Origin of the sequence: Nitrosospira sp. Nl5 (genome assembly GCF_900102495.1) — a bacterium.
Taxonomy (GTDB): Bacteria; Pseudomonadota; Gammaproteobacteria; order Burkholderiales; family Nitrosomonadaceae; genus Nitrosospira.
Genome location: NZ_FMVQ01000002.1, coordinates 146,512 through 159,573, shown reverse-complemented (window position 1 = coordinate 159,573; position 13,062 = coordinate 146,512). Strand labels below are relative to the sequence as shown.

Below are 13,062 nucleotides of genomic sequence, written 5' to 3'. Positions count from 1 at the left end.
AGAGCTGTGGACGCATGTTGCACCGGTGCTGAAGAAATTCCCTGCCCCCTTGCAAGCTTCACCAGCCCATTCTGACGAGTGTTTCTTAAGTAAGAAGTTTTCCCACTTCGCGTCATGCGGTAGTATTCGGGACCAAACAAAATTACGGATGTGGAAATTGCGGATCCTCGCCATTTTGGAATCACTCAGGTCGATATGCTCAGAAATTTGACCATCAAGTCGCGCCTGATCTTTATTTTATTTTTCATGGGCGCGTTCCTGCTGGGAATCGAACTGCTCGGCTTGTTCGGCATGAGTAACGCGATTGACGGCTTGAAAACGGTTTATCATGATCGCGCCATCCCCCTCAAGCAGGTCGCCGATATTGAATCGCTCCTGCTGCGAAATCGACTCGCCATCACCTCGGCGCTAATGATGCCAACGCCTGAGACTATTCAGAGCAAAACCGCAGCGATCGACCAGGATATCGAGGAGCTCACGCGTATCTGGGAAGATTACATTACAACTTATCTTACCCCGGAAGAGAAAGTGCTGGCCCTGCAATTCGCTGAAGACCGCGACAGATTTCTTACTGAAGGCATAAAGGCGGCGGTAACCGCGTTACGCGCAAATGAAGTGGGGGAAGCGTACCGGATTCTGGTAGAAAAGATTCGCCCCCTCTATGATCCGGTGAATAGAAGCATCAAGTCGCTCTCCAAGCTGCAACTGGATGAAATCGGCCGGGAATATAACCGGGAACAGAACCGCTTCGAGGCCATTCGCAACCTTCTCATCGCATCGGTAATTATTGCGCTGATGCTGGCTGCACTGATCAGCATCATGGTCAGCAGGACAATTTTCCGGCCTCTGGAACACGTAGTAAAGATTTCACGAGGCGTCGCCGCGGGAAATTTTATGCAGGAAATCGAGGTTCGTTCCAAGAATGAAATCGGACAGCTCATGCAAGCCTTGAAGGAGATGCGGGACAGCCTGGTGGATACCATTCGCCAGATACGCGAGAGCGAGGCACATACCAGCGCCCTCCTGAGCAATCTGATCGATGGCGTCGCCTCGATTGATGAAAAGGGTGTGATCAAAACCTTCAACCCGGCTGCAGAGCGAATTTTTGATTATGCGGAAAGCGAGCTCATCGGGCAAAATGTCAATTTGCTGTTCCCGCAACCGGAGCCCGAGCAAGGTCAATATGCTGACTATTTCAGGCAATATCTGGAAGCGAAAAAATCCGCAGCGCTTGGAATGACCAATGAGGTAACCGGTCTGCGTAAAAATGGCACGGCATTCCCCATGGACCTTGCGGTGGTCGAGATACACGGCAGCGAACACCGCATGTTTGTTGCGATGATGCGCGACATCAGCGAGCGTAAACTGGTGGAGGAACAGAAATCACGTTTAATGGCTGAGCTGGAAAGCGCCAATGAAGAATTAAAAGATTTTGCTTATGTCGTATCTCATGATCTAAAGTCGCCGCTGCGCGCCATTGGGGCGTTAGCGGATTGGCTTTCCACCGATTACGCGGATAAATTCGATGACGAGGGAAAAGAGCATATGCGCCTGCTCGTCAGCCGGGTGCATCGCATGAGTAACTTGATCGACGGTATTTTGCAATATTCGCGGGTTGGCCGTGTGAAGGAGGCACTGATCAAGCTGGATCTCGGCCAGGTTGTGCAGGAGGTGATTGATCTCCTTTCCCCGCCTGTAAATGTTACCATCAGCGTAGAAGCTCCTCTGCCGAACATCATCGCGGAGCCGACCCGTGTCCAGCAGATATTTCAGAACTTGCTCTCCAACGCGATTAAGTACATGGATAAGCCTCGCGGCGAAATTCGTATCGGTTGCAGCGCCGAGGGTGATCAGTGGAAGTTCAGCGTGTCCGATAATGGGCCCGGCATCGAGCCGCGCCATTTCGAAAAAATCTTTCAACTATTCCAGACGCTCGCCCCGCGCGACCGGATAGAAAGCACAGGTGTCGGACTGGCGCTGGTGAAAAAAATCGTGGAGATGTACGGCGGGCGTATCTGGGTCGAATCCGTACCCGGCGAAGGCAGTACATTTTTTTTTACCCTGCCTCAAATTGCGGAAGTTATTAACCTAACTAAAGGAAAAGAAGCGTGAAAATTACTAACAAACCCATTCTCCTGGTGGAAGACGATCAAGTGGACACGATGACGGTCACGCGTGCGTTGAAGGAGATCCACGTAACGAATCCGCTGGTGCATTTGGAAAACGGCGAGGAAGCGGTAAATTACCTGCAAGACCCGGCAAGCGAAAAACCGTGCATCATATTGCTTGACCTGAATATGCCAATCATGAATGGCATCGAATTTCTGCAGGTGGTGAAAAATGATGATCAACTAAAGCGTATTCCGGTAGTGGTATTGACTACATCGGAGGAACAGCAGGACAAGGTAAACAGTTTTAATTTGGGAGTAGCGGGCTACATGGCCAAGCCCGTTGACTACCGGCAGTTCGTCGAGGTCATGCGTTCGATTGACGCGTATTGGACCATTAGCGAGATGCCCTGACAGGGCGAACCATAGGAATATTTCGGGATTCTTGCCACCACCTGATTCTTTTATGACTAAACCGTTGATTCGCGTACTTCTCGTCGAGGACGACGTAGTGGATCGCATGGCCTGCCGCCGCACTCTTGCGCAGGATCCGGACTATGAGTTCGTGCTTTCCGAAGCCGAAACCGGCAGGGAGGGGCTGGAACTGGCTCATGCGGAACAACCGGACTGCGTTTTGCTCGACTACCATTTGCCGGACCTGAACGGGTTGGAGTTTCTGGCTGCATTGAGCGATGTCACGGGTAATATCTCAATACCCGTAATGATGCTGACAGGGGCGGACAACGCCACAATCGCGGTGGCAGCCATGAAGCGCGGCGCGCGGGATTACCTGATCAAGGACACGGACCGGCAATACCTCGAATTGCTGCCCGCCGTCATTCAGCGCGTGCTGGCTGAGCGGCGGATGCTGGCGGAAAAAAAACAGGCGGAAGACAAGCTGTTTCAGGCAGAGGCCAAATACCGTTCCCTGGTCGAGAAAATTCCCGCCATCGTTTATATCGCCGCGCTGGATGGAACGAACCGCTTTCTCTACGTCAGCTCCCAGATCGGGACGCTCGGTTTTTCCCCCGAACAATGGCTGAACGATCCGGATATCCACCTCGCCCAAATTCACCCCGAAGATCGGCCCCATGCCCTTGAAGAACGCGCAAAAAGCCGGGCTACGGGTACTTCATTGCGTTGCGAATACCGTCTGCTTTCCCGTGACGGGGCAGTTTCCTGGTTCCGGGATGAAGCAAGCGTGGTACGCGATGAGTCGGGACGCTCGCTATTTCTTCAGGGCATCCTGGTGGACATCAACGAAAGCAAACAGGTGGAGGAGGAATCGCGTCAATATCGCGACCGTCTTGAGGAACTGGTCGCCAAGCGCACAAATGAACTGGCGAAGCTGAACGAGGAATTGCGCCGGGACATTGCCGAACGCAAGCTGATCGAGGTAGAGCTGACTAAAGCCAAGACCGATGCCGAAAAAGCCAATCTTGCAAAATCGGATTTTCTTTCCAGCATGACTCATGAGCTGCGTTCTCCGCTGAATGTCATGCTTGGTTTCACCCAATTGATGGAGTCCGGTTCCCCCGCGCCGACACCTACCCAAATGACGATGCTCAAGGAGATTGCCGGCGCGGGATGGTACCTGCTGGAATTGATTAACAAAATTCTTGATCTCTCGGCGATCGAATCGGGCAAACTCGTGGTTTCGCAAGAACCGGTTTGTATGGCAGAGGTCTTGTGTGAATGCCAGACCATGAGCGAACCGCAAGCGCAGGAGCGCGGTATTCGTGTGACTTTTCCGCCGCAGGATACACAGCTATATGTTAAAGCCGATCGAACCCGGGTGAAGCAGGTACTGATCAATCTCCTGTCGAATGCGATCAAATACAACCGCGACGGGGGGACTGTGGAAGTGGGCTGCCACGCGTTGGAATCGGGACGTATTCGTATCAGCGTCAAGGATACCGGACCAGGGCTGCCGCCGGAAAAACTGGCGCAGCTTTTCCAGCAATTTAATCGTCTCGGGCAGGAAACCGGCTCTGTTGAAGGCACAGGCATCGGCCTGGTGGTAACGAAGCAACTCGTCGAACTGATGGGCGGGACAATCGGCGTGGAGAGCACCGTCGGAGTGGGTAGCATGTTCTGGTTCGAACTGATCCTGGACGATGCTTCCAGACTTGTTACGAAGGAACATAAAGCCGAAGCGGTTGGTACGAAAAACTAGGATTGCCATTCCCGCATCCACCAATTTCCTGACCATACCAGATTTTCCTAAGCTCTTCTATTTGTCTTCTGGCTGTGCGCGTGAAAACCTCGGAATGTGTGTAGGCAAATCCACCTTGCATTCCACGAACTCCTCGAATACGCATCCCTTTTTTATGCCGCTACCCTCTTCCCCGATCTGTTAACATTATATACAACAGTCCCATAGCTCATCAGTAACCCATGGAATAGCAGACACTCCCCAAGGTCTAACTATGAGGTTCAATCTTGATGAAGACTAAACCAGCAATTGTTAAACCAGCAATTGTTAAACCAGCAATTGGATCACATCCGGCGGACCGGGCGGGCGAATCCATTGAGGCCCTGCGAAAGGCGGCCGTGACTTGTCGGGCTTGCCCACTATGGAAGAACGCTACGCAAACTGTTTTCGGCGAAGGCCCCGCGCACGCGCCAATCATGCTCGTCGGCGAGCAACCTGGAGACCAGGAAGACCTGGCGGGCCACCCATTCGTCGGCCCGGCCGGCGGGCTTCTGACCCGGGCGCTGGCGGCGGTCGATGTTCCGCGCGAGCAGGTGTATGTGACCAACGCCGTCAAGCACTTCAAATTTGAACTTCGCGGCAAGCGCCGTCTTCACAAGAAACCCGTTGATGCGGAAATTGCCGCGTGTCACGACTGGCTGAGACGTGAAATCGAACTGATTGGCCCCAACCTCCTTGTCGCACTGGGCGCAACAGCCGCTCGCTCTATTCTCGGTCGCGCAACACCCATCATGGTGAATCGCGGCAAGCTGCATCAGTATGCGCCAGGGATATCATTATTGATTACCGTCCATCCATCGTTTTTGCTGCGCGTGCCCGAGCAAGACAAAGATAATGAATACCGCCGGTTTGTAACCGATCTCGAGCTGGCAAAGCCGTTCCTGCGCGCCACGTAAAATAGGGCGTTGCTTGCCTTGAGAGCGATGACAAATCTTGTGGAATCCTCCGCAAGCATCAAGCATCGCGAAACCGCTTATGTTCCCATGGTTCAATTATAGATTGACACAGGAGGCATAAATGAAATGGAAAAATCTACGGTTCGAAAATGGATTTCGCGTGGTCCTCGGCAATCGCGGCTCCCAGGCAGCCGAAATGGTTTTACCGCCCGGGAGTGCGGAAGGCGGTTCCGGCAATCGCCACCGCGGCGCTGATCAGTGGCTCTATGTATTGTCGGGAACCGGTATCGCGACAGTGAATGGTGAACGCCACCAGCTGGAAGAAGGCGCGCTCATGCTTGTCGAACGGGGCGACGAGCATGAAATTCGCAATACGGGCCAGGACGCCTTGCGAACGCTCAATTTCTACGTACCGCCCGCCTATACCCCCGGCGGCGAAGCATTGCCGGGCGGACAGGGCTGATAACAAATGGGCGAAACGCGAATTGGAATTTCCGGCTGGCGCTATCCGCCATGGCGGGGGGTCTTTTATCCTCCCGGCCTTCCGCAACATCGCGAACTTGAATACGCCTCTCGCAAGTTTTCCACAATAGAAATAAACGGGACGTTTTACTCGCTGCAAAGACCGGAGAGTTTCGAGCGCTGGTATCAGGATACGCCGCCAAACTTCGTTTTCAGCATCAAGGGGGCGCGCTATATTACGCATATAAGACGTCTGCGGGATGTCGAAGGCCCGCTCGCCAATTTTTTCGCGTCCGGAATATTCAACTTGCGGGAGAAAATCGGCCCCATCTTATGGCAGTTTCCCCCGAGCTTCCGCTACGACGCCGGAAGAATGAAGGGTTTCTTCGAGATTTTGCCGCGTGATACCAAACAGGCGCTGAGCCTTGCCCGCCGGCGCGAGAAACGCATGACCGGGCGTGCCCGCCTGGCTATCGATGCCAACCGCGTATTACGTCATGCGATCGAGATCCGGCACGAAAGCTTCGTCGACGAGTCTTTTGTGCAGCTGCTGCGTGAACACAACATTGCGCTGGTGGTCGCGGATACAGCAGGAAAGTGGCCCTACCGGGAAGACATTACGGCCGATTTTCTCTATCTCCGCTTGCATGGCGACAAGGAGATCTATGCAAGCGGCTATTCCCCCGAAGCGCTGACGCGCTGGTCAGACCGGATCCACGCCTGGCGCATCGGCTCTCAGCCGGATGATGCGCACCTTATCTCCACGCAACCGCCGCCGCAACGGCATTCCCGCGACGTCTATTGCTATTTCGATAACGATGTCAAGGTAAAGGCTCCGTTTGACGCCCAGGATCTGATAGCAAAACTCTAAAGGAGCGCCCCGTCTAACTCCACAGGCAGAGCCTGGAAAGCCTTGCTGCATGAGGTGTAACAGCTGCGGAAGAAGACGTTCTTTCTGTCTTCTTCGCGCACCGGGCTGTTAGCGGTTTTTATGGCTTTGACTACCTGCCTTTGCATGCTGTCCGGAACCCCCGCCCCTGCTCGAAGACGAAGAGTCATTATTGTCCGCACCGCCTTTTCCGCGAGATTCCCCGCCCTTTCGTCCAGCTTCCCGAGCCTCCTGAGAACTGAATTCGTGCGCCCTTCCTTTCTCATGCGCCGCTTGGCCACCTTTTCGGCCGGCTTCACGAGCTTCTTCAGAATCGAACTCGTGCGCAGTTCCCTTCTCATGAGCGGCTTTACCACCCTGGCTGGCGATTTCACGTTGTTTATTTTCATCCATCGAAGCAAAGCCACGTTTACTTTCGTTACCGCCGCCTCTGTCATTACTGTTTCTTTCCCTGTCTGAAGTCATGATGGAAAACTCCTATTTGGAATATTTGAAAAATTCTTCCGCTGACACGTTGTTGAATTCAATTAAGCACATGGATGTCATTGGAATCCTTACCTCATTATAGGTATTAAAAACAGAGGACGATTTGATGCTAGTGAACAAAATCACTTCCTTCTGTTCGGAATCATACATAGTCGGATAGGACTAGCAGGGATAGCAATCAGGCCGTCTTGCCGCCACCGAGCCTTCTCACAAATAGCATGCTCAAGAATTGGGCGGCGAATGTGGGTTATCGAACGGAACCTGAGAGCGCCACGGATTATCTTGCTTGCAACGAATGCATGGCCCATCTGTTATGGATTCGAGAAGAAGCGAAGAAGCGATTTGCGGTCTTCGACAAATCACCCAATTTATCGTTATTGACACAACTGGAGATAATCATGCCGACAACACAAAGCACAACACGGAAATCCGCAACACATGCAACGGGCAAAAGCAAAAACGATGCAACCAAGCTCTTGACTGATGATCACAACAAGGTAAAAAAGCTGTTCAAGGAGTACGAAAAGTTATGCAAAAAGAATGACGAGGAAGGAAAAGAAGAACTGGCCACACAGATCTGCAAGGAACTTTCCATCCATGCGCAACTGGAAGAGGAAATATTCTATCCTGCCGTCCGCGAAGCGATTGATGATGATGATCTGATGAACGAGGCAGTAGTGGAGCATGCATCGGCAAAAGATCTGATCGCGCAGATTCAGTCGATGAATGTTTCCGATCCGATGTATGACGCATTGGTAACTGTATTAGGTGAATATGTTAATCACCACATAGAAGAAGAACAGAATCAGATATTTCCCAAGGCACAAAAATCCAAAATGGACCTTGAAGAGATTGGTCTTGAAATAGCCAGGCGCAAAGAGGAATTAATGGAGGAATAACGAAACGATACCAAAGTGGGGCTGGAGACTCCTGCCGAAACTTCCCGCTGGAAACGTGCCTTCGATAATTTATCGATATCGATGCAAGCAGGAGTCGGTCTTTAAGAAATGACGCTCATATCAGGTCATTTTACTTTTTTTTTATTGGCCCCACTGGATGTTCACGCGAGACAGCAGGACCGCATATGTTGTGCCTGAATACATTGCCATGTCCTCATTCCAGCAAAGCAAATCGTCCCTCTTGGAGACTCAATGCAGACCATTATCGTCATGTCACACCTCCGGTGGGACTTTGTATTTCAACGGCCTCAACATCTTTTGTCCCACCTGGCGGAGCATTACCAGATCCTTTTTTTCGAGGAACCGGTATTTCATGAAAAAGAACATTTGGCGGTGGTTTCTACGCCGCATCCAAACATTACCGTCCACACGCCTCATACCCCGGTAAAAGCTGCCGGCTTCCATGATGCGCAACTGCCCTATTTGAAGCCGCTGATTCGCCAATTGATAGCCGAACACGAAGATCATATCGCCTGGTTCTATACGCCTATGGCAATACCGCTGCTGGACGAATTGCATCCACGCTTGATTGTATATGACTGCATGGATGAACTGGCCGCGTTCAAGAATTCTCCCAGGCAGTTGCTGCAACGTGAAAATGCATTATTCAAGAAAGCTGATATTGTCTTTACTGGCGGCCCCAGCCTTTTTCGGGCCAAACATGAGCGTCACCCTAACGTCCACTGTTTCCCCAGCAGCGTGGATGTCGCCCATTTCGCCCAGGCACTGGATCGTACCCGTATTCACCCCACGCACCGGGCGATATCCCGGCCGCGCCTGGGATTCTACGGCGTTATTGATGAGCGCATCGATACAGGGCTCATTGCGAACCTTGCCGACGCACATACCGATTGGCAAATTATATTGGTCGGCCCGGTGGCAAAAATTGATGTGGCGGAGTTGCCGCAACGCCCAAATGTTCATTACCTGGGCCAGCAGCCTTACAGGGAACTGCCACAATTTCTGGCAAGCTGGGATGCCTGCCTCCTCCCATTTGCGCTTAACGAATCGACCCGCTTCATTAGCCCTACCAAGACCCTGGAATATATGGTGGCGGAATTACCCATCATCAGTACGAATATCACGGATGTCGTCGAGCTCTATGGAAGTGCCGTTTCTGTTGCCGCCCGAACGGAAGAATTCATTTCGGCTTGCGAAAGAGCCTTGCGGGAAACACCACGGGAGCGAGCGGATAGAATCAGGATGATGCACGCTATCGTATCTTCCGGTTCGTGGGAAATTACGGCGGCGAGAATGCATCGCTTGTTGTCGGAAGCGTCACCGAACCCCGGATTTATGGAGTACTTTCAACCTGTGGAGCGGCGCGAGGCTTTGTATCCGAATAAAGCGAACGCGTCCAACGTATCGGACTTCGACTGCATCATCCTGGGAGCGGGGCCAACAGGGCTCAGTGCCGCGTATCATCTGGGAAAAAGCACACTCTTGCTGGAAAAAAATCCGACGGTGGGAGGATGGTGCCGCTCCATCGAAGATAAAGGCTTTACCTTTGATCATGCCGGCCACATCATGTTTTCCAATGATGACTACGTCCAGGAGCTTTATAAGAAATTGCTGGGTGAAAATGTTCATTGGCAGAATCGCGAGGCATGGGTCTACAGCAAGGAGGTTTATACGCGCTATCCCTTCCAGGGCGCGTTATATGGGCTGCCGCCCAAAGTGATCAAGGAGTGTTTGATCGGAGCGATCGAGGCCCGGTTTGGAAATGTCAAAGCAGAAACGAAAAATATGCCAAGCTGTGCCACGACGGCTTCACCGGCCGGTATAGGCAACGACTGCTGTGCGGATGGCACGGTAACCGTTCCATCCAATGCGATATCCCTGGATAGGGGTGCAGAAAAAAAAGAGAATAGTCAGGACTTTGAAGAATTCATTTATAAGATGTGGGGCTTTGGAATAGCAAAGCATTTTGCAGTTCCGTATAACCGAAAGTTATGGACGGTTCCCCTTGAGGAGATGGAAACCTCATGGCTGGGGGGGCGGGTTCCGCTGCCTGACCTTGAGGAAATAATCGAAGGGGCGCTGGAGCCTGTCGCAAAGCCGATGGGACCCAACTCTCGCTTCGGCTATCCTCTGCGCGGGGGATTCCAGGCAATGATGTCAGGCTTCCTGCCTCACATCAAAGGCAAAATTGAACTGAACGCGCAGGTTATTGAGGTTTCGCCCGGCAAACGTCTCGTGAGACTTGCAAACGGGAGCTGTTTTCGTTATGACCAGCTGATCAGTACGATGCCTTTGCCTGAGCTCATCAAGACGATGGGTGAAGAGGCTCCACCCAAAGTACGGGCAGCGGCCCGCGGTTTACGCCACGTATCGGTACGCTGCATCAACCTGGGCGTGGCGCGTGAAAAGATTACCGATAAACATTGGGTTTATTATCCCGAGGACACAATTTTCCATCGCATCTTTTTTCAAGGAAACGCGAGTCCGGAATGCAATCCGCCCGGAGGATTCGGTCTGACCTGCGAAATCACCTACTCTCCCTGGAAACCCTTACCTGTTGACGGACAGAAATTGATCGACCGCTGCCGGCAGGACTGCATTAGCGTTGGTGTGCTGAGGGATGACGACGAGATTATCGCTGCGAATGCCGTGGACATGCCTTACGCTTATGTCGTCTATGACCACCAGCGAGCGGATAATGTCGCGGTGATAAGAAATTGGTTGGCCGGAAATGACATTATTTTAGCGGGCCGCTACAGCGAGTGGGAATACTATAATTCGGACCATGCCTTTATAGCCGGGAAAAAAGCTGCTGAGGCGCTGAAACGTTCGGCTCAGGCGACAGTACAGCTGATTTAGAGGCAAGGGCAGCCGTAGTAAATCCGCCCGATTGGTGCCGCCATAGTGCAGCATAATGACCGCCAAAGCGCAGCAGTTCATCATGCGTGCCCTGCTCGACGATATGGCCCTCGCTCAGCACGAGCAGCCGGTCCATGCGCGCAATGGTCGATAGCCGATGCGCGATAGCGATTACCGTCTTGCCTTCCATCAGTCCAAGCAACTGTTCCTGGATCACGAGTTCAACTTCACTATCCAGGGCCGACGTCGCCTCGTCCAGTACCAGGATCGGGGCATTTTTCAGCACCACGCGTGCAATCGCGATGCGCTGCCTTTGGCCGGCGCTGAGCTTCACTCCTCGCTCGCCTACGTATGCTTCATAGCCAGTACGTCCCTTCCAGTCCTTCTGGCCCAGAATGAACTCGTGCGCCTGCGCGCGCCGCGCGGCGAATTCGATTTGCGCCACGGTTGCCTCCGGGCTGCCATAAGCGATGTTTTCGGCGATGGAACGATGGAACAATGATGTATCCTGCGTTACCACGCCAATTGCCGCACGCAGGCTTTCCTGCGTTACTTCACGGATATCATAGCCGTCGATCCGGACGGTTCCTGCTTCGGCCTCATAGAAGCGCAATAGCAGGTTGATCAGCGTGGATTTGCCGGCGCCCGAGTGCCCCACCACGCCGACGCGTTCCCCAGGGCGAATGACCACGTTGAGGCAGTCGAGCACTTTCCTGTCGTCGCCACGGCTGTAAGCGAAGGCCACGTTTTCGAAGCGAATTTCCCCTCGTACCTTGCCAGTGTCTACGCCCAGCTTGATCGCCCTGGGCTTGTCAATCAGTGTATGAGGCACAGCAATCGTTTCCATGCCCTCCTGTACTGCGCCAACGTTTTCGAAGACGCTGGCCATGTCCCAACTTACCCAGCCTGCCGAGTTGGCAATCGTCCAGACGAGCGGAATCGCCATTGCCACCGCGCTCGCATCCACATGACCCTGGCTCCATAACGTAACGCCGATCGCTGCGGTGCTAACCAAGAGCAGTGCGTTAAGCATGGATAGCGCGACGATAAAGCTTGTAATGACGCGCATGTGGGCGGCGACCGTCGCAGTATGGGCGTCGATCACCTCGCGCACGTATGCGTCTTCGTCAACGGCACGAGAGAACAATTTGACAGTGATAATATTGCTATAACTATCCACTATCCGGCCCATCGTCACAGAGTTCAATGCGCTGCTGGCATTGGCTAGATCACGCATGCGCGGTACGAAATGCCCCAAAAAAAGAATATAGCTGATAAACCATAATGCGGTCGGCAGTGCCAGCCGCCAGTCCGCACCACTCATCAGCAACAGCGAGGAAACTCCGTATACGGCAATGTACCAGACTGCATGGATGCTTTTCATTACGCTTTCGCGTACGGCATGGCTGGTTTGCATGACACGGTTGGCGATGCGCCCCGCAAAATCCTTCTGAAAAAACGGCCAGTTCTGCCGCACGACATGCCAATGACTCTGCCACCGTATCAGGCTCGTCACGCCCGGCACCACAGCATTATGGCGCACCAGGCTGTCGATCAATATTGCGAGGGGTCGCCCGATCAGCACCAGCAACGCCATCCCGACAAGCATGGGCATGGCATCATGAAATGCGATAGCCCGGTCCGCCGCCTCCATCACATGGACGAGACGTCCGATAAAGACCGGGATCAGAATATCAATCAATGCCACGATCAGGCCGGTAACAAATAACGCGACATACAGGCCTTTTGTCTGGCTAACAAAATGCCAATAAAACGCCAGCAACCGGGGGGGTGGCGGCGCATCGGGCACGGCAGTCGGCTTGATGCGCTGCTCGAAGAATGCAAACATGAGGTTTGTGCGCTACTGGAATCGGAAGAGCGGCCGGCCTACGCTGCCCGCATGAAAGATATGGAGCCCGAGGTAATACCAGGGACTGTTACAGCCCGGAGACCTCCGGGAATCAGGAAGAACCTGGACAAAAATATATCCATGGGTTCCCGCTACTTTTAATGCTTTTTTCTTCTACTGTTGCACGATTGGCCAACTGGTTCAATTTGTCCCACACGTTTATCAATTTGCTTATTTCCGGTGTGCAGTTTTCCTTGCGGGTTTCCTCAATATCAGTTAGCTCGTCAGAAGCGGCATAGAGCGGCATAGGCCCTTCTCACCCGGTTTATCCCTTTCAGCCATGGACAGCTCAAGAGGTGGGGTCTACCCGGGACGAGC

Annotated in this window: 11 protein-coding genes; 8 read left to right on the top strand and 3 right to left on the bottom strand. The window is 53.0% G+C overall.

Annotated elements, in window-relative coordinates; all coding sequences use genetic code 11:
- Positions 1 to 195 precede the first annotated feature (195 nt).
- The 6 genes from BLP45_RS03090 (at position 196) to BLP45_RS03065 (ending at position 6,552) form a co-directional block, all read left to right on the top strand.
- A complete protein-coding gene (locus tag BLP45_RS03090) occupies positions 196 to 2,112 on the top strand; it encodes a Tar ligand binding domain-containing protein (protein ID WP_090370030.1) in 1,917 nt (638 codons plus the stop codon).
- Positions 2,109 to 2,522, top strand: coding sequence for a response regulator (locus tag BLP45_RS03085; protein ID WP_090369677.1), 414 nt, complete (start codon positions 2,109 to 2,111; stop codon positions 2,520 to 2,522). Before BLP45_RS03090 ends, BLP45_RS03085 begins: the two co-directional genes overlap by 4 nt.
- Positions 2,523 to 2,574: 52 nt before the next feature.
- Positions 2,575 to 4,284 carry an ATP-binding protein gene (locus tag BLP45_RS03080; protein ID WP_090369675.1) on the top strand — a complete coding sequence of 570 codons (1,710 nt, stop codon included), beginning with the start codon at positions 2,575 to 2,577 and terminating at the stop codon, positions 4,282 to 4,284.
- A gap of 269 nt (positions 4,285 to 4,553) precedes the next feature.
- A complete protein-coding gene (locus tag BLP45_RS03075; protein WP_090369673.1) occupies positions 4,554 to 5,219 on the top strand; it encodes a UdgX family uracil-DNA binding protein in 666 nt (221 codons plus the stop codon).
- Positions 5,220 to 5,340: 121 nt separating this feature from the next.
- On the top strand, positions 5,341 to 5,682 hold the full coding sequence (locus BLP45_RS03070) for a cupin domain-containing protein (RefSeq protein ID WP_090369671.1): 342 nt from the start codon (positions 5,341 to 5,343) through the stop codon (positions 5,680 to 5,682).
- Between the two features lie 6 nt (positions 5,683 to 5,688).
- On the top strand, positions 5,689 to 6,552 hold the full coding sequence (locus BLP45_RS03065) for a DUF72 domain-containing protein (protein ID WP_090369669.1): 864 nt from the start codon (positions 5,689 to 5,691) through the stop codon (positions 6,550 to 6,552).
- Between the two features lie 108 nt (positions 6,553 to 6,660).
- Here BLP45_RS03065 and BLP45_RS03060 read toward each other — a convergent pair whose 3' ends face one another.
- Positions 6,661 to 6,963 (bottom strand): KGG domain-containing protein, encoded by a 303-nt coding sequence (locus BLP45_RS03060; protein ID WP_256327673.1) that lies wholly within the window; start codon positions 6,961 to 6,963, stop codon positions 6,661 to 6,663.
- A 491-nt stretch (positions 6,964 to 7,454) separates the two neighbouring features.
- On the opposite strand from BLP45_RS03060, the gene BLP45_RS03055 reads away from it, so the two are divergent.
- Together BLP45_RS03055 and BLP45_RS03050 are read left to right on the top strand one after the other, a co-directional pair.
- On the top strand, positions 7,455 to 7,955 hold the full coding sequence (locus BLP45_RS03055) for a hemerythrin domain-containing protein (protein ID WP_090370028.1): 501 nt from the start codon (positions 7,455 to 7,457) through the stop codon (positions 7,953 to 7,955).
- Between the two features lie 252 nt (positions 7,956 to 8,207).
- Entirely contained in the window at positions 8,208 to 10,835 is a 2,628-nt protein-coding gene (locus tag BLP45_RS03050) for an FAD-dependent oxidoreductase (RefSeq protein ID WP_090369665.1), read from the top strand.
- On the opposite strand, the gene BLP45_RS03045 is transcribed toward BLP45_RS03050, so the two are convergent.
- Together BLP45_RS03045 and BLP45_RS03040 are read right to left on the bottom strand one after the other, a co-directional pair.
- A complete protein-coding gene (locus BLP45_RS03045) occupies positions 10,768 to 12,684 on the bottom strand; it encodes an ABC transporter ATP-binding protein (protein ID WP_090369663.1) in 1,917 nt (638 codons plus the stop codon). The two genes, BLP45_RS03050 and BLP45_RS03045, sit on opposite strands and share 68 nt — an antisense overlap.
- 112 nt (positions 12,685 to 12,796) lie before the next feature.
- Positions 12,797 to 12,991, bottom strand: coding sequence for a hypothetical protein (locus BLP45_RS03040; protein WP_090369662.1), 195 nt, complete (start codon positions 12,989 to 12,991; stop codon positions 12,797 to 12,799).
- Between the last annotated feature and the right edge of the window lie 71 nt (positions 12,992 to 13,062).